Origin of the sequence: Streptomyces bambusae (assembly GCF_019400985.1) — a bacterium.
GTDB lineage: Bacteria > Actinomycetota > Actinomycetes > Streptomycetales > Streptomycetaceae > Streptomyces > Streptomyces bambusae_A.
Genome location: NZ_WTFF01000010.1, coordinates 16,516 through 37,688 on the forward strand (window position 1 = coordinate 16,516; position 21,173 = coordinate 37,688).

Sequence of the window (21,173 nt, forward strand, 5' to 3'; positions counted from 1 at the left end):
GTGCCAGTAGGGGCGGCGAACAGCGGTCACCAAGGAGGCGGACGGGCAGCCGGAACGGGGCCCGACCCCGACGTCTGCACAGGTCAGAGGCCATGTGCCCGCCCAAGTGCCGGGTGATTCCCAAGCTTGTAGCGCGGGTTCGATTCCCGTCATCCGCTCTTCTACGAAGCCCCAGGTCAGCGACCTGGGGCTTCGCCGTTGTCCCGCCGTCCTGAGGGCGGCGGGTCACTCGTTGTGCAGCACCTCGGCGATGGTGAGTCGCGCTGCCGACCTCGCCGGGATCAGCGCGCCCAGCACGGCGATCGCGACACCCGCCAGGAGCAGAGCGGACAGCTGAGGCAGGTGCCAGACCTGCTTCATGGACTCCGGGAACGAGACCACTCCGACGTGGTCCACGACCAGCCGGTGAGCGGCGATCCCCAAGGGGATCCCCAGCAGCCCGCCGGCCACGCCCAGGGCCGCGACGGACGACACGGTCATCAGCACGACCTGGCGCGGTGTCATCCCGATCGACTTGAGCATGCCCAGGTCTCGGCGTCGCTCCCGGATGTTGAGCAGGACGGTGTTGAAGACGCCGAGCGCGGCGACGACGGTGAGCAGCACGGTGAAGACCGACGCGAAGCCGACCACGGTCGTGGCGGCGGTGTTGTACGAGTGATGCAGGGCGGCACGGAGGGCCGGATCGGTCGCCCTGACCGCTTCGAGGTAGCGCTGGGCGTCGGCGCCGTGGGCGAGCCGGCCTGCACGTCGACCCGGGCGGCCCCGTCGCCCTTGCCCGCGTTCCCGTAGGCGACCATGGTGCCGGTCAGGCCGGTCGTCAGGGTCACGGTGGTGACCCCGAGGACGATGGCGGCCATGGTGAGCAGGGAGCGGCCCGGCCGGGCTAACGGCTGGCCGAGACCGAGACTCATGGCACGCGGCAGCCGAGTCCCACCGAGTCCGCGCTGGATGCGCAGTCCGCGCCCGTTCCGCGGAGCGCTGCCCGCTGTGATCGCCTGGACCGCGGACAGCCGGTGCGCGCGGACGGCGGGGATCAGGGCGGCGACGGCGACGAGGGCGGGCATGCCCACCAGGCAGACGGCGGACGGCCACCAGCTGACGCCGATGGAGGCACTGCCCGTTTCGATGCCGGAGAAGGCCACCCGCAGGATGGGGCCGGCCACCGCGTCGCCGATCAGGGTGCCGAGGGCGCAGCCGATGACCGCGGGGAAGGAGACCATCGTCAGGTAGACCGCCACCACCTGGTTCGGGGTGAAACCCAGCGACTTGAGCACGCCGATGTACCGGTGCCCGGAGACGACCGCCCCGCTGACGACATTGCCGACGATCAGTACGGAGACCAGGAGGCCGAGGAAGCCGAAGAGGGTCATGAACGGCAGCTAGGCGTCGGCCTGTGCGGAGAAGGCCCGCTTGAGGGTGAGGTAGGACTGCGCGGTGGTCAGCGAACCGGCGGGCAGTTCGGCGGTGGCCGTGGTGAGGCCGGCACGCACGTCCTGATCGGTCGCGGCGTTCGTGAAGCGGTACAGCATCTGGGCGGTGGCCGGGTGCAGTTGGGCGGGAGCGTGAGAGCGCTGCGCGGACGGCGGTCAACGCCGAGCGGGCCAGGATCGCAGCCGAGCTCCATGACATCGTCAGCCACAACGTGAGCCTGATGGTGGTCCAGGCCGGGGCCGCCCGCGAGGTCCTGGCCACCCTGCCGGAGGAGGCCGAGGCGGCAATGAGCGCTGTGGAGAGCGCCGGGCGGACCGCGATGACCGAGTTGCGTCACCTGCTCGGCCTGCTCGCGCCCGCGCAGAGCGGCGACGACGACGCACCGTACGCCAGGACCTGGCACCCCAGCCCAGCCTGAGTCGGCTCAGCCCGCTGATCGACCGGATCGCCTTCGCCGGCCTGCCCGTGGAAGTGCGGATCTCCGGAGCCCCCGCCCGCTGCCGACCGGGATCGATGTCACCGCCTACCGGATCGTCCAAGAGGCGCTGACCAACGCCCTCAAGCACGGCGACGGAGCGAAAGCCGAGGTGACCGTGCGATGCGCGGACCACTACCTGCGCGTCGAAGTCCTCAACAGCGGACCGAGCGTCCTGGCGGGGTCCGCGACCGGGCACCGCAGCCGTCCGGCCCCTGTCCAGACCCACGGAGCGGGACGCGGACTGCTCGGCCTGCGAGAGCGGGTCGCCGTGTACGGCGGCGACCTGGACGCCCGGCGCCGCCTGGGCGGCGGCTACCGCGTCCGCGCCCGGATCCCACTGGACCGGCCATGACGGCCCCCGATGGCCCCCGCGCCCCGCGTCGTGATCGCTGACGACCAGGAGCTGGTCCGCGCCGGTTTCCGCCTGATTCTGACCGCACGCGGCATCGACGTGGTCGGCGAGGCCGCGGACGGAGCCGAGGCCGTCGAAGCCGTACGCCGCCTGCGGCCCGACGTCTCCTCATGGACATCCGCATGCCGAACATGGACGGCCTGGAGGCTGCCCGCCATGTCCTCGCCCAGACCCCGGGCTGCCGAGTGATCATGCTGACCACCTTCGACCTCGACGCCTACGTCTACGCGGCCCTCGCCGCCGGCGCCAGCGGCTTCCTGCTCAAGGACGTCACCCCCGCGCACCTCGCCGCCGCCGTACGCCTGGTCGACACCGGCGACGCACTGCTCGCCCCCTCGATCACCCGCCGCCTGGTGGAGCGCCATACCTCCGGTGCCGCACGCGGCGCTCCGGGCTCGACGCCCCCTGCCGTCCACCGCGACCTCGCCGTACTGACACCGCGCGAACGCGAAGTGCTGACCCTCATGGGCAAGGGCCTGTCCAACACCGAACTCGCCCAGGAACTGACACTGAGCGAAGCGACGGTGAAGACCCATGTGGCCCGGATCTTCGCCAAGCTGACCCTGCGCGACCGGGCCCAGGCCGTCGTCCTCGCCTACGAGACGGGGCTCGTCACCCCCGGCGAATCCGCCTGACCTCGGTCTCCGGCCGCTCCGCCGCCTTCCCGTGCCCCATCCGTGCCCATCACGGCGGTGAACAGCGGGTCACCGACGGCACTCAGGAACGACAACTCAGTCTCCAAGATCCCGACCTCGTCACCCGCGATCAGCTCTGCGGCTCCTCGCGGCGTCCCACAGCGGCCGCACCGGGTATGACGAGCAGCTTGCCGGTGGTACGCCGACCCTCCAGATCGCTGTGGGCCTGAGCGGCCTCGGACAATGCGTAGCGGCCCGTTACGGTGATCTCAAGCGCCTTGGAGCGCACCCACTCGAACACATCGGCGGCCCGTCGGAGCAGTTCGGACCGATCGGCGATGAAGTCCCCGAGGCTGGGCCGGATCAGGGTCAGCGATCCGCCGTGGGCGAGCCGAATCGGATCGAACGGCGGCACGGCACCACTTGCCGCGCCGAAGAGTACGAGATGGCCGCGGGCTCGCAGGCTGGCGAGGCTCGCGTCGAAGGTGTGCGCGCCGACGCCGTCGAAGACAACCGGCAGTCCCTGACCGCCGTTGAGCCGCCTCACCTCGGCTGCGAGGTCGTCGACCGCGGAGGAAAGGATCACCTCGGCGGCCCCGGCACGCTTCGCCAGCTCGGCCTTCGCCGTGGTCGACGTCGTGCCAATCACCCTGCCGCCGAGATGGGTGATGAGCTGGGTCAAAAGCAGCCCCATGCCACCAGCAGCCGCATGCACGAGCACCGTGTCGCCCCCCTGAACCGGGTAGGCGTCCTTGACGAGATAGTGCGCGGTCATGCCTTGGAGGAGCACGGCGGCGGCTGTCTCGAAGCCGATGTCGTCGGGCAGCGGCACCAGCCGGGAGGAGTCCACGACGGCCCGCTCGGCATACGTGCCCGGAATCTCCACCCAGCCGACCCGGTCCCCGACTGCGACGTCAGCGACGCCGGGTCCGACTTCGACGACCGTGCCGGCGCCCTCAGCGCCCGGGGTGAAGGGCAGCGGGAGGCTGTACCGGCCTTCGCGGTGGTAGACGTCGAGGAAGTTGACCCCGGATGCGGCGACCTCCACGACCGCCTCGCCCGGACCCGGCCGCGGCTGGTCCACCTCGGCCTCCTGCAGCACCTCGGGACCGCCCACTTCGTACACCTGAATCGCTCGCATGACCCTCCAATCGTCGGCTCATCCCCCAGCAACCCCGTTGATGGTGATCCGATTCCCGGCAAGCAGACCAGCCCACCGCCCCGGCCACAGCCCTGTCCCGCGACCCGCACCACACCTGGTGACCGGTCCCGCCTGCAAAGCGGCCGGCGGCCCCCTGCCGAGCCGGCCCCGGCCTCACGATGACGGTCACGAATCCGCCCACCCCGCCACACGGATGGGGCCCGTGCCCCATCCGTGCCCTTCAGGGCGGTGAGCAGTGGTCGACGCGGGTATCTCAGGGCCAGCGAGAAACTCCACATGAGGGGGCGTTTTCGCAGGTCAGAGACCAGATGATCGAGATGTGGTGCGGTGATTCCCAAGCTTATGGCGCGGGTTCGATTCCCGTCATCCGCTCCACTGCAAAGTCCCAGGTCAGAGACCTGGGACTGTTGTCTTTCATCGAGATCATTCTTCGCCACCTCGCGCTGTGGACGTGAACGGCCGCAGTGAACGGATACGCGTGGGCGCATACTGGCGGCAATGACAAAGCCAAGTGCACCGAAGCGCCATTTGCCCACCAGCCCCTTCAAGGCCCCGGTCACGCTGCCTCCCAAGCAGTTCGCCGTAGGCGACCTGGTCACACACGACGTGCACGGCCTCGGCCGGGTCATCGGCATCGAGGACGGGATCGCGGCGGTCGTGGATTTCGGCTCGACTCAGGAGCGGATCCTGAGTCCCTACTCCAAGATGAGCAAGCTGTAGGCGCGGAAGGAGCTGCGCATGCGCCCGGCGGCATGAGGGGCGCCCGTTCGCCGTTCGTCCCGGGTTGGTAGGCGAGGCCGTAGTGTCCGAAGACCGCTTCCTCGCGCCGCCTGAACAGCCCCGCCACCCTCCCTGCCGGCTTCGACGGAGACCAGCCCCAGGTCAGCGAGGTGGCCCTCCCGCCCGAGGACCGGATCCCCTGCTTCACCGACGGCCTGATCGAGGAACACGAGGCCAGGAAGGAGGAGTTCGGCGAGAACAAGCTGATCGGCTGGGTCCATCGACTGGGCCAGACCGACCGAGGCGTACGGGCCGTGGCACGCGATCTGTCCTACACACAGACGGGCCCGCGGGCCGACCACCACCGACGCCGCCGCCCTCGTCCTCGTCGAGTGGCGCGGACGAGGGTGACGGAGACTCGGCGCGTCCGGCCACCCGCCAGGCACGCCTGGCACTCACACCGCGCACTTCCCTGGCCGGGCTGCTGGACGGCGCCTGTGGCCGTACTCACGCGATCTCGCCACCGAGTGCCGCCCCTGGTGGACGCGCTGCGGGACCGCTTCGGGCAACCTCGGCCGCTGCGACCTGCTCGTGATTCCCCCGGAGACCGAACCCGCCTCCGCCGCAAGGCTGATGTCCGACGAGGACGCCACCGGCCGCCGCCTGCGGGAGGCCCTGGCCGGTGAGAACGCCTGGGAGACGGAGGGCGGGGTCTCATCGCAGCCACCTTCCCACCCCCGCCCCGTCGTCGGAGCACGCATGATCCCCCTGCCGCGGAGCATGTGGAGGTGACGGCTGCCGGTCTGTCGTCCCCCCGATCTCTCCACGCCGCGAACGAGTATCTGTGCCGGCGGGATGAGAAATGCGAGGGGTCGCGAAGTCAGTCTTTTTGACGTCTAGAAATAGTGGCGCCATCGAACCGGGAACAATCGAGTCCGCATGCTAGTCTCGATTTCAGTTGCAGTTGTGGTTCCCGAAACTTCAAGTGCCCCCAGTCAAGCCCGTCGGCCCCTGGGAGTGCTTTTTCGTCTCCGGTCTCTCCGGCGGGGTAATCATCACGGCGACACAGCATCCGCGCAGTGCGGATGCCGATGAGCCCCCAGAAAGAGATATGACATGAGCAGTGGCACCGTGAAGTGGTTCAACGCAGAAAAGGGCTTCGGCTTCATCGCGCAGGACGGTGGTGGCCCCGACGTGTTCGCCCACTACTCGAACATCGCCGCCCAGGGCTTCCGCGAGCTGCAGGAAGGCCAGAAGGTCACCTTCGACATCGCGCAGGGCCAGAAGGGCCCGACGGCCGAGAACATCGTTCTCGCCTGACCCTGACGCGCACGACGTGGCTGGGGCCCGCATCCCTCGGGGTGCGGGCCCCAGCCGCATTCTTCTCTCCGCCGACTCGGATTTCATATCCATTCGAAGTCTTCTCGGAATTCTCCACGTCATTCGATCGCCGGGGAATTCATGGATGTTCACCGCGTCGATGCGGTCCCACATGAACAGCACGGGCACGGCGCGCCGTATCCCGGACATCCGTGACGGCAATGGCGGACAGGGGCCGGGGGGATTCGCGCCGGCTCCGTCGATCATCCCCACGCTCTCCCCCGTGACGGCTTTCGCCGATCTCGACATGCCGAGACGATTGCTCGCCGCGCCCGGCGCCGAAGGCGGGGGCTCGACGCGATACTTCCGACCCCGTCATGCGCTCCGGATCCCAGCCCCGGCGACCAGAACCCTGGTACCGGGGCCGACACTCCTCTCTCTCCCACCCAGGAGCCGCATGTGACATCGACTCAGGCACAGCTCGACCCCGCGCACACCGCCGCCGGCAGCCCGCCCGCGCCCCCGGCCGGCGAGGCAGAGCCGCATGTCTGGGCCGACATGACCGTCGAGGTGGCTCTGGCGGTCATGAGCGGCGCACGCACCGGGCGCCTCATCGTCCGGGACGACGACGGCCGGCCCACCGGCCTCGTCACCCGGGCCCAGCTCAACGGCTTCCGCGCCACTTCCGCCTACACAGACCGGGTACAGCTGCGTGACCTGCGCCCTGCGGGCTTTCCGTCCCGTCCTTGACGACGCGGGCCGAGGCCGAGCACACCCACCCGCCCCACCGCTGTACCAGCCGATCCCGTCTCTCCTTGCCCGCGAGGTCGTCCGTGCCATGACCCGGCTCGGCTTCACCTGACGTACCCGCTCCGCGGCCACGGACGGCCCGGTCCGGCAGGCGTCCACCCTGCCCGGCACGTCCACGGCGGCCTGACCCTGCGGCGGGCGCACATCCCGTACGAGACGCGGAAGCCGACTGCGTTCACGCCGACCTCCGGCTGTCGTTCGGCCGCTCTCGCGAGCGGGAGACGCTCGCCCCGGCGGAGTCACGCGGCGGAGGACCTTCGGACGTCGGCCGTGATGCGGGCACGCCCGGGATCACGGCACGGCTCCGTGGTACCGGTGGTACGGATGGGAGCATTACCCTCGGTGAAGGCGTCGGGCCCCCGACGCACACCGGAAGGTTGGGCGGAGAGCATCCGTGCCCGAGCGGACACGGCACCGCGAGGATTGTGCCGGCGTGTGGCTCCGCGTACGGACCACCACCGGATCACGGTCCTCCTCGGGCGCTCTGGTGTCCGAAGGCGCCAGAGCGCAGGTCTCCTCGGCCCCTCCCCCAGAGAGGTGAGAATGACAGCAGACGATGCCCTCGGCCGTCTCGACGATGACGACTACCCCGCCTACACCATGGGCCGGGCCGCCGACATGATCGGCACGACCCCCGGGTTCCTCCGCGCTCTCGGGGAGGCCCGCCTCATCACGCCGCTGCGTTCCGAGGGCGGCCACCGGCGCTACTCCCGCTACCAGCTGCGCATCGCCGCCCGCGCCCGGGAACTTGTCGACCAGGGCACGCCCATCGAGGCCGCCTGCCGCATCATCATCCTTGAGGACCAGCTCGAAGAAGCCCAGCGCATCAACGCCGAATACCGCCGCGCGGCGGCCGAGGGAGAGCCTCCGGCCGAGGGCTGAGCGGCGCCTGCGCCCGCAGCGACTCGGCTTCTGCCCAGTGGACCGGGCAGCACCGTGGCCGGACGCGCCGTCCGCCGCCATCGACCACGTGGTACCCATCGCCGCCGGCGGGCCCGACACCTTGGCCGACGTGTCCGCCGTAGCCGCCCGATTCCTCGGCGATGGAGGCCCCGCCCAGCCGAGCTGATCCATCCGTGCCTCGTCCGTGCCCCATCCGTGCCCTTCGGAGCGGTGAACAGCGGTCATCACAGGTGCGAGCGGAACCTCTCGACAGGCCCGACGGAGAAGCTTGTCCGCAGGTCAAAGGCCGTATCGGCGGTCAGAGCGGCGGTGATTCCCAAGCCTGTAGCGCGGGTTCGAAGGTGGGGGAGGTCTGCGCCTACTTCGGGGTTCACCGCCTCCGGCCCCTCTGACGACGGCCGCGGGCGGTGGATCACCACAGCGATCTCGCCGCACTACGCCGAGCTTCGGCTTCTACGCCGGCTGCAAGCCCGGTGAGCCCTGCGAAACGCAGCTGGCCCAACCCAACGACATGTGGAAGAACTACGCCGACCTCATCACCGCCGGTGACTATGCGGGTACCAACGCCTATGACCTCATCGTCAAGTGGGTGGACGGGGAAGTCACCCTCTACCCGGACGTCAGTGAGGGCACCAAGCTCCCTACAGCACTGGATCAGCACCTTCCCAACGAGATCACGCTCGCGGCACCGCACTCGGTATGGGAGTACGCCCGCGGCTTCGCCACCGGCAAGTACGGCGGTAACCAGTGGCCCGACGACCTCATCGTCCGCTGGAATGACGGAGAGGTCACCAAGTACATCGACATTGACGGCAACGGCCTGCACGCCGAAGAGCAGCTCGTCGGCCCGAACGACGCATGGAAGACAGCAAGCCTCATCACCGGCGGTGACCTCGACGGGGACAGCAACGGCACCGACCCCAACCACGACCTGCTCGTCGTATGGGCCAGCGGAACGGTGAGCGTCTTCCCCGACGTGAACTCCGGACGCCTGCAGAACGAGCAAGTCGTCGAATCAAGCTCCACCTGGACCCACGCACGTGTCATCGCCCTCGGCGAGTACGGCATGAACGACTGGGAGGACGACTTGTTCGTCCGCTGGTCGGACGGCGAGGTCACCACGTACGGGAACGCCCAAGCAGGCGCCGTCGGCCGCGAGTACCAGCTCGTGCCCCCGCCGGCGGCCGGCTTCGCAGCCACCGCGCAGGGCGCCGTCCGACCGGACGACCCCTGTGCGAAGGTGTGTGGACCGGGGCTGTACCGCCGTAGCCACTAGAACGAGCAGCCGTGGCGCCCGCCGTCATCGGGCGGGCCCCACGGCCGGAACCGAGGACGCCGTCATGCGCATACCGAGGCCCGTCATTGCCTTAGCCATCGCCGCTGCTCTCACCGGCTGTACGAGCACTGAAACGCCCCCGTACGAACCGGGAACGGAATGGGAGCCTGACGACGCCCTGCAAAGGGCACAAGCGGCCTTGAAGGACGCCGACACGCCGACACGCCGCTTCCGATCGGGCGCCCCGCACGTGGCCTCGGGCGTCAATGAAACGCTGGAGACCAGCGGCAACAAGCCATACCGCTTCGACATCGTGTGCGACAGCGACGACGTACCCAAAGTGACGCTCCTCCTGACCCGCGGCACGTCGAAAAGACAGTTCGACGTTGCCTGCACAGGTGCCGACGTCCTCCGCGTCAACTTCCCCGCAGGACCGCCTGTCACCGTGACCGTCGCACCGGCATCAGGCAAGGCCGAGCCCCAGGGGTTGCTCGTCTGGAACCTCAAGGCCCTCGAGCCCGCCAACGTACACGGCTGCGCTGACGACATCGAGGGCTGCTGAGGCCGCACCGTAAACGATCTTCCATTCCAAGCGGAACAGAGGCGACAGCCCACGCTTGCAGGCGCGAAGCGGGCCAGGCTCAAGCCGGCCACCGCCCAGAAGCTCCGCCCCACGAGTCCCCCACAGACCCTCGTCGTCGCTCACTGCCGGGCGCGTGCCCCATCCGTGCCCTTCAGGGCGGTAAACAGCGGTCGTCACGGGCACAAACGGGGCCTCGCGAAAGGCTCGGTGAAGGGAGCGTATCCGCAGGTCAGGAGCCATACAGGCGTTGCGGGAAGCGGTGATTCCCAAGCTTATGGAGCGGGTTCGATTCCCGTCATCCGCTCTTCTGCGAAGCCCCAGGTCAGCGACCTGGGGCTCGTTTGTCATCTAGAGCACCAGGGCTGCCAAGCCGAGGTGGACGCCACCGGTCAGGCAGGACAGACCGCGGTCGCGGCGGGGGGTGCCGCGGAGTCGGCCGGTGAGTGCGGCGCCGACGAGTGCGTAACAGAGGTCCAGGACAAGAGCGATGGCCAGGAAGACCGCACCGAGGAGAAGCATGTGGGTCCGGGTGTCCGCCGGGGTCAGGCCGGTGGGCAGGAATTGCGGCAGGAAGGCCAGGAAGAAGAGGACGACCTTGGGGTTGAGCAGGTTGACGAGGACCGCGTCGAGATAGAGCCGGAGCAGCCGGCGTCGAGCGGGACGGCCGGCGGTGTCGGCGGCGTCGACAGCAGAGGACGGCCGGCGGCGCAGCGCTCGTACGCCCAGGTAGGTGAGGTAGCCGGCGCCCGCGTAGCGCAGGACGGCGAGGGCGGACGGGTGGCCCGCGATGAGCGTCGCCAGTCCGCAGGCGGCGGCGATGACGTGGAGGAGCGTGCCCGTCTCCACACCGAGAGCCGAGACGATGCCGGCCTGCCGTCCGTCCCGCGCGCTGCACGTGATGATGTAGATCAGGTTGGGTCCGGGTACGGCCACCAGGATCAGGGAGGCGAGGGCGAAGGCGGCGAGTGAGGTCATCCGCGTTCCAGTGCCGTGTGCAGCAGGCCCAGGGGCGGGGCACCGAGGTCGAAGAGGGCTCTGTGGAAACGACGGAGTGAGAAGTCGCCGCCCCAGCGTGCCCTTGCCTGCTCGCGCAGGTCGAGAACGGCGAACTTGCCCCAGGTGTAGCGGCCGTAGCTGGGTTCGAACAGCCCGCGCTCGGCCTCGTGCAGGGCTGCGGGCCCGGCCAGCGAGACGTCCTCGGTGAACCGCGCCGCTGCGTCGGACAGGGTCATGGCTCCGGTGTGGAGTCCGATGGCGCAGGCGAAGCGGGTGACTCTGCGCAGCCCGTCCTGGGCGACCGCGACGGCGACGCGCGGGTCGCCGTCGCGGAAGCCCTGCTCCAGTGCCAGCTCCTCGCAGTAGTGGGCCCACCCCTCGATGAAGGCGTCGGAGTGGAGCGTGCGGCGGACATCGGTCGCCGCACGGCGCAGCGCCCTGAAGTGGCTGGCGTGCCCGGGTGCCACCTCGTGGACGGCCATGTTGGGCATCAGGGTCCGGTTGAAGCCGGTCGACAGCCACTGCTTGCTCTCCGCCCTCGTCCAGCCCCTGTCCGGGAGGGTGACGCGGAAGTCGGCGGCCGCTTCGGCCTCGTGGGGCGCGGACGCGAAGAGGCCGGCCAGCGCCCGGCGCTGGGAGTCGGGCATCGGCCGAACGGCCACCTCGACGTCGTGATGGGGCACGAGATCACGCTGGGCCGTCCACGCGATCGTCTCGTCGACGAGTGCCGCGAACTCGTCCAGCAGGCTGTCGGCGTCGGGGTGGTCGGCCTGGAGGGCCCGTACCGTGTCGGCGGGCGCGGCCGCGGGGTCGATACGGCGGAGCGACTCGTCCAGCAGGGCGCGCAGCCGGTCCCGTTCCGCGTCGACCCGCGCGGACATCGCGGTGAGGTCGAAGGTGCAGGCTTCGGCCGCGCCGAGGAGCCGGGCGAGGGCGGGGCCGCCGAGTGCCGCCGACGGCGCTCCTTCGGCGGCGGCCAGTTCCAGGTGGGTCATGAGGCGGGCGTGCGCCCGGCCGGCGGCCGTATGGACGGGGCCGCTCCGGGGGTCGAGAAAGGTGCTCAGGCCACGGGCGAGCGGCAGTGTCGCCTTGGCCAGCGCGGCGGGGACGCGGTCCAGCGCCTCGACCGCCGCGTCCACCGCGTCCGGCCACCGGCGCAGGTGGGCCGACCGGGCCGCGTCCCGCTCGGCCGCGGGCGCGTACGGGCGGTCGTACCCGGTCAGGTCCAGGTTCTCGATGTGCCACACGGGGTTGCTCCGGTGCAGTTCGAGCTCGCCGAAGCGGACCCGGAGGGCTTCCTCCGCGGCCGCCGCATGTGCCTCGTCGTGCGGGTCCGGACAGGGCTCGGTACCCGCGGGGCCGCCGAGGGCGGCGAGGCCGCGTCGTACTCCGTCCGGGGACAGGTCCTGGACGGTTCCGTCGTACTCGTGCCGTCCCGCGCCGTCTCGCGCGGCGGAGACAGAGAGGTCGCAGATGGCTGCGAGCCGGGGGTCGAGGGGCGAGAGGCGTGAGGTGGATGTCATGCCGTTAGCCTCTCGTCACGGCGGCGCGTGCTCCCGTGCCAATGGAGGGGAATGTGGACCGGAATCGTCAGGCCCCCGGGCTGGACGAGCTGATCGACCTGCTGGGCGACTGGAGTTCAGGCGAGGGGCCGCTGTACCGGCGGCTGACCGATGCGGTCGGCCGAGCCGTACGGTCCGGGGACCTGCGGACCGGGGACCGCCTCCCGTCCGAGCGGCGGCTCGCCGACGCCCTCTCGGTCAGCCGGGCGACGGTCGTGGCCGCGTACGACGCGCTGCGCGGGTCGGGCCTGGCCGAGACCCGTCGGGGCAGCGGCACGCAGGTGTCGGGAGGGGCCGTGGCACACCGGCTTCCGGTGGACGGGCGGGTACGCGGCGGTCAGGCCACCGCAGTGGTCCAACGGCTGATCACACAGCCGCCGGACCTCATCTCGCTGGGGCAGGCGGCCGAGGCCGGCGGCCCGGACCTGACCCGAGCACTGCTCGACATGGTCCGCGAGGACCTGCCCGGGCTGATCAGTGATGCGGGCTACCACCCGGCCGGGCTCCCCGCGCTGCGTGAGGCAATAGCCGCTCACCACACGGTGCACGGGCTGCCGACCGAGCCCGGCCAGGTGGTGGTGACCACCGGTGCCACGCAGGCCGTCGCCCTGAGTGCCCAGCTGTTCCTCGGGCGCGGGTCCACCGCCCTCGTGGAATCCCCCGGATGGCCGGGCTGCCTGGACGTCCTCAGAGCGGCCGGCTCCCGGCTGGTCGGCGTCCCCCTCGACTCCGACGGGGTCCGGATCGACCGGCTCGCCGCCGCGCTCGCCGAACACCGGCCCGCGCTGCTCTACCTCATGCCGACCTGTCACAACCCCACCGGCGTCCTGATGTCCGCCGGCCGTCGTCGCCGGGTGGCCGAGCTCGCCGCCGAACACGGCGTCATCGTCCTGGAGGACAGCGCCCACGCGGCGGGGCTCGCCCCCGGTCAGGCTCCGCCACCGATCGCCGCGAGCCCCGCCGGGGGAACCGTGCTGACGGTGGGTTCGCTGGCCAAGGCCGTCTGGGGCGGTCTGCGGATCGGCTGGATCCGCGCGCCGCAGGACACGGTGGCACGCCTGGCCCGGCTCAAAGCACTCGACGACCTGGGCAGCCCGCTCCTCGACCAGGCCCTCGCCGCCCGGCTCCTCCCCACGCTCCCGGCTCTCGCGCCCGAACGGGCCCGCATCCGCCGCGAGCGGCTGGCCACCATCACCCGGCTGCTTGCCGAGCACCTTCCGGACTGGCGCTGGCAGGCACCCCAGGGTGGCTCCGTTCTGTGGGTCCAGCTGCCCGGGGGCACGGACGCCCGGCTCTACGCGCGCGTGGCACTGCGCCACGGCGCGGAGGTCATCCCGGGCGCCACGATGGACGCGACGGGCGCCCACGACGACTACGTCCGCCTGCCCTTTTCCTTCGCCCCGGAGACCACTGCAGCACTGGTCGACCGCCTCGCGGCGGCCTGGGCCGCGCTGTCCCGGAGCGCCGGCCCCCGCTGCGCCACAACGTGCCAGTGGTAACGGCGCATCAGATTGGGCGCCGTCATCATCACTCTCGGCCACCGGACGCCGATCCGCCTCGCGCCGACGCCCGACCCGCAGTCCGTCGACGCGAGCCGGCCGCGGACAGTGGCGTCGATGTCACCGGCGAGCTTGCGCTGGTGCTCCTTGGTGGAGTGCTGGTGGATCAGGGCGCACGCTCGGACGCCTGCCGGGAGGGAAGATCGTGATTGTCCCGGCCCGCCCGGGGACAGGAACCACCGTCGCGATGAGCCCTCGCCGGTCAGGCGTGCTCGTCCGATGGCTGCTGGGCCGGCTGGACCGACCAGCTCGGCGGCTCGTCGTGGCCTGAGTCCTCGTCGCGCTCCGCGTCGGCGGCTGTCGCATGGATCTTGCTCGACGCGTGGTGGACCGGCGCGTACACGGCGTAGAGCTGCAGGGTCTCGTCACCGATGTTGGTGACGTTGTGCCACGTGCCGGCAGGTACGAAGATCGCCCAGCCGTCCTCGACCTCCCGGTCGAAGTCGAGTCGATCCTTCGTCCGGCCCATCTGGACGCGGCCCCGGCCTGCGTCGAGTCGTAGGAACTGATCAGTCTCCGGGTGCGCCTCCAAGCCGATGTCCTCACCCACCGGGATCGACATGAGGGTCAACTGGAGGTACTTCCCGGACCAGGCGACCGCGCGATAGTGCGTGTTCTCGAGCGTCGCCTTCTCGAGGTCGAAGCTTTGAGGGTCCGGCCCGACGTCCTTGATGATCATGCTTCTCTCCCGGTCACCGAAGGCGGTACGCGGCACCCGGCCGCGACCCCTGCCACATTCCGCCGTGCGGAATCTTCGGACCAGCACGACTCATGCCGACCTAACGCCAGACCTCGGACCCAGGTCACTCGTCGGGCTCGGTCGGATTCCGCAGCGGTCGACGCGCTCGGGGCGGGCCGGCGGGCGTGCCGACCGTACATCGCTCAGGGCGCCAACTGCTGTGGCTGGTCGCACAGGTGTGGGGCTGGCGTGGCCGTGGCCGGTTCTGCGATGCTTCGGTCCGACAAGCGACGGCGGAACGAGGAAGCCGGTGAGATTCCGGCACGGTACCGCCACTGTGTAGGGGGAGCGACTCCACCCATGGCCACCGCCCCGTCCGGGGGTGGGAAGGCCGGAGAAGCTGTGATCCCGAGTCAGGAGACTCACGCCGTCGCACCTCGATGTACGGGGCGGATTTCCCCAGGAGAGGCGGTGGCACCCGTGTGCCTGCGTATGTGTGGCGGCAGCTCTGCGCTGCCCTTGGCCCGTCGGGGCCGACCTGCCCGGGCTGACGCACGGGCCCGTTCCCCCAGGTTCTGACGGCCTTCCCCCCTCAGCGGCTTCCTTCCCGTACGCCGCATCACGCGTACCGGCATGCCGGTACGCACTACCCGCGCACGTCACCAGGAGTCACCTTGTCCGTACGATCCGTCATGCCCGGCCGCCGTCAGGCCGCTGCGGCGGCCCTTCTCACCGTCGCCTTCGCTCTCACCGCGTGCGGCGGCGGCTCCGGCTCGCCCGTCGACGCCAAGCCCCAGGCCGCCGCGGAAGGCTGCATCAAAGACTTCGACCCGGCCAAGGACTACTTCCCGGTCAAGTCGACGGTGAAGCACGCCAAGAACTTCACGCTCCGGTACGAGAAGAGCTATCAGGTCCTCACCGTCAACGAGCCGTTCCCCAAGGGGAAGCCCGAGTCGTACGTGCTGGTCAAGTGCGGTGCGCCGAAGCCGGAGCTGACCGGTGAACTGGCGTCCGCGCAGCAGGTCACCGTTCCCGTCAAGAGCCTGTACTCCGCCTCCACCACCCACCTTCCACTGCTGACCGAGACCGGCACCCTGGACGTCCTGACGGGTGTGGCGAGCACCACCAACATCTCCTCCGCCCAGGTGATCGAGCGCGTGAAGGCAGGAAAGGTCACCGAGTACGCCAAGGACCGGACCATCGACGCCGAGACGGTCATCGGTGCCAAGCCGGACGTGCTGATGACCCAGGGCACCGACGATCCGCAGTACCCGAAGCTGCGCCAGGCCGGCATCGCCGTGGTCGCCAACGCCGAATGGCTGGAGCCGAGCCCGCTCGGCCGCGCCGAGTGGGTCAAGGCAATGGCCGCGCTCACCGGAGCGGAGAAGCGCGCCGGCGAGGTCTTCGACACCGTCGAGGGCGACTACCGGAAGGTCGCCGAGAAGGGCGCGCAGGCGGTCGAGGCGGGCAAGCCCGTCGAGGTGCTGCCCGGCACGATGTACCAGGGCACCTGGTACATGCCCGCCGGCGGCAGCTACGCCGCCCAGCTGATCAAGGACGCGGGCGGCACCTACCCCTGGGCCGGTGAGGCGGGCACCGGCAACCTCCAGCTGAACTTCGAGGCCGTGTACGCCAAGGCCGGCGAGGCCCCGGTCTGGATCGCCGACCAGAAGTGGAAGTCCACTGCCGACGCGGTGAAGGCCGACAGCCGGTACGGGCAGCTGAAGGCCCTCACCGGCGGTGCGGTGTGGACGAACACCAAGGCGCTCGGACCCGGCGGCGGCAACGACTACTTCGAGCGCGGTGTGCTGCGCCCGGACCTGGTCCTCGCCGACCTCTTCGCGCTGATCCACCCGGACCAGGCGAAGGACCACACCTTCACCTTCTACACGCAGGTTCCCAAGGCATGACGACGCACCTGGCAACCGCGCCGTCCCCCGTCCCGGACGCCCCGCGGGCGGTACGGCCCCGGCGGCGGCGCCTCGCCGTCGTCCTCGCCCTGGCGGCCGGTACCGCCGCGCTGTTCGTCCTCACCGTCGCGACCGGCTCCCACCGGGTGCCGGTCGCGGAGGTGGCGCGGATCCTGCTCGGCGGCACCGCCGACGACCCGAGATGGACCGTGATCGTCGAGCAGGTCCGGCTGCCGCGCGCGCTGACCGCCGCAGCCGTCGGCGCCGCCCTCGCCGTGGCCGGCGTACAGATGCAGACCCTGTTCCGCAACGCGCTGGCCGACCCGTTCTCCCTCGGGGTGAGCTCGGGCGCGAGCATGGGCGTCGCCGCCGTGGTGGTCGGCACCGGCGGGGTGGCCGGCAGCTTCACCGGAAACCTGGCCGGGCTGGGGCGTGTGGGCGTCGTCCTGGCCGCCTCGCTCGGCGCCGCCGCCGTGCTGGCCCTCGTCCTTCTCCTCTCGCGGTGGGTGCAGTCGGCCGTCACCCTGCTCGTCATCGGCGTCATGATCGGCTCTGCGGCCACCGCGGTGGTCGGCGTGATGCTCGTCTACGCCCGCCCCGAGCGCGCCCAGCAGTTCGTCATGTGGGGCCTGGGCAGCTTCAGCGCCACGACCTGGCCCGACCTCCACGTCATGCTGCCCGTCATCGGCGCGGGCCTGCTGACCGCGCTGCTGACCGCCAAACGCCTCAACGCCCTGCTGCTCGGCGAGGACTACGCCCGCACCATGGGCCTGAACGTACGGCGCAGCCGCGATCTGGCGCTGCTGGGCACCTCGCTGCTGGCGGGCGCGGCAACCGCGTTCTGCGGCCCGGTCGCCTTCCTGGGCCTGGCCGTCCCGCACCTGACGCGGGTGGCGCTGGGGACCTCCGACCACCGGGCGCTCATCCCCGCGTCGATGCTCGCCGGGGCCTTCCTCGCGCTGGCGTGCGCGCTGCTGAGCCAGCCGCCCGGCACGGACTCGGTGCTGCCGCTCAACGCCATCACCTCGCTCTTCGGCGCCCCCGTCGTCATCGCGTTCCTGATCCGCAGCCGCCGCGGCGTACAAGGAGTGGCCTCATGACCGACACGCTGACCGAACCCGTCACGGACACGTCCGGCGGGCCGGACCGTCCCGGCGGCCTGGCCACCCAGGGGCTCTCCGTCGGCTACCGCGCCCGGGCGCTGCGCGGACGCGGGGCAGGCCGGGCCGTGCTGTCGGGGCTCGACCTCCGGGCGCGGGCCGGGGAACTGACCGTACTGCTCGGCCCCAACGGCGCGGGCAAGTCCACGCTGCTGCGCACCCTGTGCGGGCTCCTGCCGCCGCTCGACGGCCGGATACGCATCGGCGGGGCCGACCTGGCGCACCAGCCGCCGGCCGCTCTCGCCCGGCGGCTGGCGGTCGTCCTGACCGACCGGGTGGACCCCGGGCTGCTGTCCGTACGGGAACTGGCCGGGCTCGGCCGCCACCCGCACACCGGGTTCACCGGCCGTCTCACGGCCGCGGACCACGCGGCCGTCGAGTGGTCACTGAAGGCCGTGGGCGCGGAGCATCTGGCGGGCCGGCCGGCCACCGAACTCTCCGACGGCGAACGCCAGCGCGTCCTGACCGCCCGCGCCCTCGCCCAGGAACCCGAGGTCGTCCTCCTCGACGAGCCGACCGCCTTCCTCGACGTCCCCTCACGCGTGGCCCTCACCGTGCTGCTGCGCGACCTCGCCCGGGACAAGGGCCTGACCGTCGTGATCAGCACCCACGACCTGGAGCTGGCCCTGCGCGTGGCCGACGCCGTCTGGCTCGTCGACCGCGGCTCACGCGTCCACGCGGGAGCGCCCGAAGACCTGATCCGCAGCAGAGCCGTCGCCGCCGCCTTCGACGCCGCCCATCTCGCCTTCGACCCGGTCTCCGGCACCTTCGGGCTGCGCCGCACCGCGCGGGCCGGCGTGGCGGTGGAGGCACCGCCGGACGTGCTGCCGCTCCTCGAACGTGCCCTTGCCCGGGAGGGACTGGCCGTCGCGGACCCGGGCGACGCGGCCGCCGCCGCACGGGTGGGCTGTGACGGAGCGGACCGGTTCACCCTCACCGGACCGGACGGGCGGGTCGTCCACACGCACAGCTTCCACGAGCTGACACGGACGGTACGGACATGGTGAGCGCGGTCATCACGTCCGACACCCTGGCCCGGATCTCCGCGATCGGCCCCTACTTCGCGGTGGCCACCGGCCCCCGCCCCGAGGCTGGGGGTACCTCCCAGGCCGAAGGCTCTGGGGGAGGCTTCCGCCCGCTGACCGACCTGTACGCCGACCCGGGCGTGCTGGAGGAATGCGTACGGACCGTCTCCGGGCGGCTGGGCTCCGGCCGGCCGAGGGTGGCCGCGTCCACCCTGCACCTGGGCACTGCCTCCCGGCTCTGGTCGATCGCCCTGGCCTGCGCCGCGCTCACGGGCCGCGTGCCCGATCTGGGTCCGGCCCGGCTGTGGTGGCGCCTGCCCGCCGCCGGGCCGCTCGACCTGTGGCTGCCCGACCTGCGGGAGGTGGGCCGGGAACCGCTCCCGGCCCTGCACCACACCGTCGGCGTACAGAACCTGGACCCTTGGGCCGACGCCGTACGGCGCGTGTCCGGCGTCTCCCCGCACACCCTGCGCGGCAACGCGGCCTCGGCACTCATCGGCGCCCACCGCGTCCTGCTCGCCAGGGAGCCGCACACCCCGTACCCCGTGGTGCCCCTCGTCCGCGGACTGCTGGACCGGCCGCCGCTGGCGGGTGCCGGCACGTACCGCGTCGCCCCCGCCTCACCGCTCGCCTTCCGGCGCCGCAGCTGCTGCCTGTACTACCGCGTGCCGGGCGCGGGCACCTGCGGCGACTGCGTCCTCGACCCCAAGGAGAAGACCTCATGACCACCACCGAGCCGACCGTGATCGAAACCCCCGGCGGCGGCACCCAGCACGTCTGGCCGCTCCCGGCCGACGAGGCCACCCTCCTCGACCTCGTCACCACCGTCTTCACCGACCACTGGCAGCACATCCACTTCGGGCCCATCATCGAAGGCGCCGCCTGGGAGGTCGGCGCCCCGGGCGCCCCCACCGCCATCACCATGAACGACGGCTACGCCACCGTCGACTTCGGCGCCTGGCACTTCCACCTGTGCATCGGCGAGCACACCGCCTCCGGCCCCGAACTCGGCCGGATCCGCCGCTGCTCCCGTGCCGAGCTCTACCGCAGCCTCGGCGCCGACGGGGCCCCCGTCAGCTGGGGAGCCCGCCTGTTCAACGGCCGCGACGAGCAGATGATGACCATTCTGCTGCCCAACCCGTTCCTCACCGACCGCCAGGAGATCCTCGACGCCCCCGACTTCACCCGCCTCACCGCCTGGGACACCCTCCGCGACCGCTTCCTCGGCCTCTCGCCCGACCCCCTCGACCGCACCGGCAAGGGGTTCCGCCACAGCGGCTGACGTACGGACGGCTCCCGCTTGCGGCGTGGGGTCCACACTCCTCCCATGACCGACAAGCCCCGCACCCGAGCTCCGCAAGCCGCCCTGACCGATACGCAGAAGCTGGAACTGGACCGGGCGGAGAAGGCCGCCGACGACGCCGTCGCGCACTTCCGTGAGACCGCGGGGCGTATCGCCGTAGACCTCGGCCGCGGCGGAGCGCCGGCCGTCGCCAGGCACATGGAGTGGACACCCCAGTACGCGTCCACCCTCGCCGCCGCCTACAAGGCCAAGCAGGCCGCCCAGGGCAGCGAGACCGAGGAGGTGGCGGCATGACGACCGCCCCCAGGCCGTCCGGTATCCCGCCCATGCCAGAGCGGAACACGAAGGCGCTGCGCGCCGCGATCGCCGAGCACACACCGCAGCTCCTCGCCGACTTCGACGCCCACTGGAAGTGGGCTGTCGGCGACGCGCACGACATCGCCCCGGTACCGGCGTTCCTCGCCCAGTGGTGGGCCGAGTTCGCCATCGCCCGCGATCCCTCACTCGACCGGCACATCCACGACCTGGAAAGCCGGGCAGCCGACGCGTCGACGAACGCCGAGGCCACGCAGCTGCTCGCGCAGGCCGCGCACCTTCGGCGCGAGGCGGGGAAGGCGGAGCCCGGCCAGTGAGCGACTTCATGGGGCCGCCCTGGCAGATGGACCGGGTCGATACGGCCCGGACCGCCCGCGACTCCCTTCCCAGGCCGGTACGCGACCTGATCGACGCCATCCGAGCCGAACTGGTCACCGCCGAGTGATGACGACCTCGTGTGCGACCCGCCGGACGAGGAATGCGAACTGCGGTTACGGACCGACGTACTCGAAGACGCCGCCGTACGGGTGCCGCAGCACCGCACGACGGCCGTTCGGGGTGGGCTGAATGGGCATCACTACGTCGGCTCCTCCCGCCTTCGCCTCCTCGACTGCGGCGTTCAGGTCGGCGACAGCCAGCGTCGCCGTCACGCCGGCGACACGCTGCACCGCCTCATCAGGCCCGGCGAACAGGAGGAACGGTCCGACGCTTGCCAGGTCGACCCCGGCAAAGGCGAACCGCGATGCGGTGCTTCCCGCCAACTTCTCGTAGAACGGCACAGCCGCGTCCAGATCCTCGACACGCTGACGTACGACCACTGATTCGACAGCCATGGTCAACATGATCACATCATCATGCGCGTCAGCGAAGGTCATCTTGTTGACCAGCAAGTCCCATAGCTGCCCGCCGGGTTCGAGGCCGCGTGGATCTTCTG

26 protein-coding genes, 1 pseudogene and 1 riboswitch are annotated in these 21,173 nt (G+C 71.1%); of the genes and pseudogenes, 19 read left to right on the plus strand and 8 right to left on the minus strand.

Annotated elements, in window-relative coordinates; all coding sequences use genetic code 11:
* Window positions 1-225: 225 nt before the first annotated feature.
* Genes GPJ59_RS37030 through GPJ59_RS03160 form a run of 3 tightly spaced genes read right to left on the minus strand, consistent with a single transcriptional unit; the run spans window position 226 to window position 1,529 of the window.
* Entirely contained in the window at window positions 226-603 is a 378-nt protein-coding gene (locus GPJ59_RS37030) for an ABC transporter permease (RefSeq protein ID WP_308120099.1), read from the minus strand.
* Window positions 501-1,370: an ABC transporter permease gene (locus GPJ59_RS37035; protein ID WP_258023781.1), complete on the minus strand. Its 870-nt coding sequence runs from the start codon at window positions 1,368-1,370 to the stop codon at window positions 501-503. The genes GPJ59_RS37030 and GPJ59_RS37035 overlap by 103 nt, the downstream gene beginning before the upstream one ends.
* Before the next feature lie 9 nt (window positions 1,371-1,379).
* Window positions 1,380-1,529, minus strand: a complete 150-nt coding sequence (locus GPJ59_RS03160; RefSeq protein ID WP_219664780.1) for a hypothetical protein — start codon at window positions 1,527-1,529, stop codon at window positions 1,380-1,382.
* 122 nt (window positions 1,530-1,651) lie between these two features.
* Here GPJ59_RS03160 and GPJ59_RS37040 point away from each other — a divergent pair, with 122 nt between their 5' ends.
* From GPJ59_RS37040 to GPJ59_RS03170, 3 genes and pseudogenes are all read left to right on the plus strand, one after another.
* The gene (locus GPJ59_RS37040; RefSeq protein WP_258023792.1) at window positions 1,652-1,849 is read left to right on the plus strand and encodes a histidine kinase dimerization/phosphoacceptor domain-containing protein; all 198 of its coding nucleotides are present in this window, start codon (window positions 1,652-1,654) and stop codon (window positions 1,847-1,849) included.
* A 127-nt stretch (window positions 1,850-1,976) separates the two neighbouring features.
* The gene (locus GPJ59_RS37045) at window positions 1,977-2,261 is read left to right on the plus strand and encodes a sensor histidine kinase (RefSeq protein WP_258023793.1); all 285 of its coding nucleotides are present in this window, start codon (window positions 1,977-1,979) and stop codon (window positions 2,259-2,261) included.
* A gap of 9 nt (window positions 2,262-2,270) precedes the next feature.
* Window positions 2,271-2,956, plus strand: a pseudogene (locus GPJ59_RS03170) (response regulator).
* A 130-nt stretch (window positions 2,957-3,086) separates the two neighbouring features.
* On the opposite strand, the gene GPJ59_RS03175 reads toward GPJ59_RS03170, so the two are convergent.
* Window positions 3,087-4,097, minus strand: coding sequence for a quinone oxidoreductase family protein (locus tag GPJ59_RS03175; protein WP_219664781.1), 1,011 nt, complete (start codon window positions 4,095-4,097; stop codon window positions 3,087-3,089).
* A gap of 519 nt (window positions 4,098-4,616) precedes the next feature.
* Between GPJ59_RS03175 and GPJ59_RS03180 the strand changes: the two genes are divergently transcribed.
* From GPJ59_RS03180 to GPJ59_RS03210, 7 genes are all read left to right on the plus strand, one after another.
* Window positions 4,617-4,838: a CarD family transcriptional regulator gene (locus GPJ59_RS03180; RefSeq protein ID WP_219664782.1), complete on the plus strand. Its 222-nt coding sequence runs from the start codon at window positions 4,617-4,619 to the stop codon at window positions 4,836-4,838.
* Window positions 4,839-4,948: 110 nt separating this feature from the next.
* The gene (locus GPJ59_RS37050; protein WP_258023794.1) at window positions 4,949-5,524 is read left to right on the plus strand and encodes a serine/threonine-protein phosphatase; all 576 of its coding nucleotides are present in this window, start codon (window positions 4,949-4,951) and stop codon (window positions 5,522-5,524) included.
* A 430-nt stretch (window positions 5,525-5,954) separates the two neighbouring features.
* Entirely contained in the window at window positions 5,955-6,158 is a 204-nt protein-coding gene (locus GPJ59_RS03190) for a cold-shock protein (RefSeq protein ID WP_219664783.1), read from the plus strand.
* Window positions 6,159-6,617: 459 nt separating this feature from the next.
* Window positions 6,618-6,908: a CBS domain-containing protein gene (locus GPJ59_RS03195; protein WP_308120101.1), complete on the plus strand. Its 291-nt coding sequence runs from the start codon at window positions 6,618-6,620 to the stop codon at window positions 6,906-6,908.
* A 603-nt stretch (window positions 6,909-7,511) separates the two neighbouring features.
* Window positions 7,512-7,850 (plus strand): helix-turn-helix domain-containing protein, encoded by a 339-nt coding sequence (locus GPJ59_RS03200; RefSeq protein ID WP_219664784.1) that lies wholly within the window; start codon window positions 7,512-7,514, stop codon window positions 7,848-7,850.
* 532 nt (window positions 7,851-8,382) lie between these two features.
* Window positions 8,383-9,147, plus strand: coding sequence for a hypothetical protein (locus tag GPJ59_RS03205; RefSeq protein ID WP_219664785.1), 765 nt, complete (start codon window positions 8,383-8,385; stop codon window positions 9,145-9,147).
* 64 nt (window positions 9,148-9,211) lie between these two features.
* Window positions 9,212-9,709, plus strand: a complete 498-nt coding sequence (locus GPJ59_RS03210) for a hypothetical protein (protein WP_219664786.1) — start codon at window positions 9,212-9,214, stop codon at window positions 9,707-9,709.
* Between the two features lie 369 nt (window positions 9,710-10,078).
* On the opposite strand, the gene GPJ59_RS03215 is transcribed toward GPJ59_RS03210, so the two are convergent.
* On the minus strand, window positions 10,079-10,705 hold the full coding sequence (locus GPJ59_RS03215) for a LysE family translocator (protein WP_219664787.1): 627 nt from the start codon (window positions 10,703-10,705) through the stop codon (window positions 10,079-10,081).
* Window positions 10,702-12,249 carry a DUF885 family protein gene (locus GPJ59_RS03220; RefSeq protein ID WP_219664788.1) on the minus strand — a complete coding sequence of 516 codons (1,548 nt, stop codon included), beginning with the start codon at window positions 12,247-12,249 and terminating at the stop codon, window positions 10,702-10,704. The genes GPJ59_RS03215 and GPJ59_RS03220 overlap by 4 nt, the downstream gene beginning before the upstream one ends.
* A 53-nt stretch (window positions 12,250-12,302) precedes the next feature.
* On the opposite strand from GPJ59_RS03220, the gene GPJ59_RS03225 reads away from it, so the two are divergent.
* Window positions 12,303-13,787: an aminotransferase-like domain-containing protein gene (locus tag GPJ59_RS03225; protein ID WP_219664789.1), complete on the plus strand. Its 1,485-nt coding sequence runs from the start codon at window positions 12,303-12,305 to the stop codon at window positions 13,785-13,787.
* A gap of 262 nt (window positions 13,788-14,049) precedes the next feature.
* Here the strand turns inward: GPJ59_RS03225 and GPJ59_RS03230 are convergent, their stop codons facing one another.
* On the minus strand, window positions 14,050-14,526 hold the full coding sequence (locus GPJ59_RS03230; protein WP_219664790.1) for a cupin domain-containing protein: 477 nt from the start codon (window positions 14,524-14,526) through the stop codon (window positions 14,050-14,052).
* A gap of 259 nt (window positions 14,527-14,785) precedes the next feature.
* A riboswitch (cobalamin riboswitch) is annotated at window positions 14,786-14,972 on the plus strand.
* Between the two features lie 228 nt (window positions 14,973-15,200).
* On the opposite strand from GPJ59_RS03230, the gene GPJ59_RS03235 reads away from it, so the two are divergent.
* The 8 genes from GPJ59_RS03235 to GPJ59_RS37055 are packed head-to-tail and all read left to right on the plus strand — an operon-like array spanning window position 15,201 to window position 20,684.
* On the plus strand, window positions 15,201-16,436 hold the full coding sequence (locus GPJ59_RS03235; RefSeq protein WP_258023783.1) for an ABC transporter substrate-binding protein: 1,236 nt from the start codon (window positions 15,201-15,203) through the stop codon (window positions 16,434-16,436).
* A complete protein-coding gene (locus GPJ59_RS03240) occupies window positions 16,433-17,536 on the plus strand; it encodes a FecCD family ABC transporter permease (RefSeq protein WP_258023784.1) in 1,104 nt (367 codons plus the stop codon). Before GPJ59_RS03235 ends, GPJ59_RS03240 begins: the two co-directional genes overlap by 4 nt.
* Window positions 17,533-18,603, plus strand: coding sequence for an ABC transporter ATP-binding protein (locus GPJ59_RS03245; RefSeq protein WP_219664791.1), 1,071 nt, complete (start codon window positions 17,533-17,535; stop codon window positions 18,601-18,603). Before GPJ59_RS03240 ends, GPJ59_RS03245 begins: the two co-directional genes overlap by 4 nt.
* The gene (locus GPJ59_RS03250) at window positions 18,597-19,346 is read left to right on the plus strand and encodes a (2Fe-2S)-binding protein (RefSeq protein ID WP_219664792.1); all 750 of its coding nucleotides are present in this window, start codon (window positions 18,597-18,599) and stop codon (window positions 19,344-19,346) included. The genes GPJ59_RS03245 and GPJ59_RS03250 overlap by 7 nt, the downstream gene beginning before the upstream one ends.
* Entirely contained in the window at window positions 19,343-19,903 is a 561-nt protein-coding gene (locus tag GPJ59_RS03255) for a DUF7676 family protein (protein ID WP_219664795.1), read from the plus strand. Before GPJ59_RS03250 ends, GPJ59_RS03255 begins: the two co-directional genes overlap by 4 nt.
* Window positions 19,904-19,948: 45 nt before the next feature.
* Window positions 19,949-20,218 carry a hypothetical protein gene (locus tag GPJ59_RS03260; protein ID WP_219664796.1) on the plus strand — a complete coding sequence of 90 codons (270 nt, stop codon included), beginning with the start codon at window positions 19,949-19,951 and terminating at the stop codon, window positions 20,216-20,218.
* Window positions 20,215-20,556, plus strand: coding sequence for a hypothetical protein (locus GPJ59_RS03265; RefSeq protein ID WP_219664798.1), 342 nt, complete (start codon window positions 20,215-20,217; stop codon window positions 20,554-20,556). The genes GPJ59_RS03260 and GPJ59_RS03265 overlap by 4 nt, the downstream gene beginning before the upstream one ends.
* A complete protein-coding gene (locus GPJ59_RS37055) occupies window positions 20,553-20,684 on the plus strand; it encodes a hypothetical protein (RefSeq protein ID WP_258023785.1) in 132 nt (43 codons plus the stop codon). Before GPJ59_RS03265 ends, GPJ59_RS37055 begins: the two co-directional genes overlap by 4 nt.
* A 46-nt stretch (window positions 20,685-20,730) precedes the next feature.
* On the opposite strand, the gene GPJ59_RS03270 is transcribed toward GPJ59_RS37055, so the two are convergent.
* A complete protein-coding gene (locus GPJ59_RS03270) occupies window positions 20,731-21,129 on the minus strand; it encodes a VOC family protein (protein WP_258023786.1) in 399 nt (132 codons plus the stop codon).
* Window positions 21,130-21,173 lie beyond the last annotated feature (44 nt).

Excerpts from the sequence above, each read along its gene's own strand:
- GPJ59_RS37035 (WP_258023781.1), bottom strand. The coding sequence starts at position 1,370 with ATGACCCTCTTCGGCTTCCTCGGCCTCCTGGTCTCCGTACTGATCGTC.
- GPJ59_RS03160 (WP_219664780.1), bottom strand. The coding sequence starts at position 1,529 with ATGCTGTACCGCTTCACGAACGCCGCGACCGATCAGGACGTGCGTGCC.
- GPJ59_RS37040 (WP_258023792.1), top strand. The coding sequence starts at position 1,652 with ATGGTGGTCCAGGCCGGGGCCGCCCGCGAGGTCCTGGCCACCCTGCCG.
- GPJ59_RS03175 (WP_219664781.1), bottom strand. The coding sequence starts at position 4,097 with ATGCGAGCGATTCAGGTGTACGAAGTGGGCGGTCCCGAGGTGCTGCAG.
- GPJ59_RS03180 (WP_219664782.1), top strand. The coding sequence starts at position 4,617 with ATGACAAAGCCAAGTGCACCGAAGCGCCATTTGCCCACCAGCCCCTTC.
- GPJ59_RS03190 (WP_219664783.1), top strand. The coding sequence starts at position 5,955 with ATGAGCAGTGGCACCGTGAAGTGGTTCAACGCAGAAAAGGGCTTCGGC.
- GPJ59_RS03200 (WP_219664784.1), top strand. The coding sequence starts at position 7,512 with ATGACAGCAGACGATGCCCTCGGCCGTCTCGACGATGACGACTACCCC.
- GPJ59_RS03205 (WP_219664785.1), top strand. The coding sequence starts at position 8,383 with ATGTGGAAGAACTACGCCGACCTCATCACCGCCGGTGACTATGCGGGT.
- GPJ59_RS03210 (WP_219664786.1), top strand. The coding sequence starts at position 9,212 with ATGCGCATACCGAGGCCCGTCATTGCCTTAGCCATCGCCGCTGCTCTC.
- GPJ59_RS03215 (WP_219664787.1), bottom strand. The coding sequence starts at position 10,705 with ATGACCTCACTCGCCGCCTTCGCCCTCGCCTCCCTGATCCTGGTGGCC.
- GPJ59_RS03220 (WP_219664788.1), bottom strand. The coding sequence starts at position 12,249 with ATGACATCCACCTCACGCCTCTCGCCCCTCGACCCCCGGCTCGCAGCC.
- GPJ59_RS03230 (WP_219664790.1), bottom strand. The coding sequence starts at position 14,526 with ATGATCATCAAGGACGTCGGGCCGGACCCTCAAAGCTTCGACCTCGAG.
- GPJ59_RS03240 (WP_258023784.1), top strand. The coding sequence starts at position 16,433 with ATGACGACGCACCTGGCAACCGCGCCGTCCCCCGTCCCGGACGCCCCG.
- GPJ59_RS03245 (WP_219664791.1), top strand. The coding sequence starts at position 17,533 with ATGACCGACACGCTGACCGAACCCGTCACGGACACGTCCGGCGGGCCG.
- GPJ59_RS03250 (WP_219664792.1), top strand. The coding sequence starts at position 18,597 with ATGGTGAGCGCGGTCATCACGTCCGACACCCTGGCCCGGATCTCCGCG.
- GPJ59_RS03255 (WP_219664795.1), top strand. The coding sequence starts at position 19,343 with ATGACCACCACCGAGCCGACCGTGATCGAAACCCCCGGCGGCGGCACC.
- GPJ59_RS03260 (WP_219664796.1), top strand. The coding sequence starts at position 19,949 with ATGACCGACAAGCCCCGCACCCGAGCTCCGCAAGCCGCCCTGACCGAT.
- GPJ59_RS03265 (WP_219664798.1), top strand. The coding sequence starts at position 20,215 with ATGACGACCGCCCCCAGGCCGTCCGGTATCCCGCCCATGCCAGAGCGG.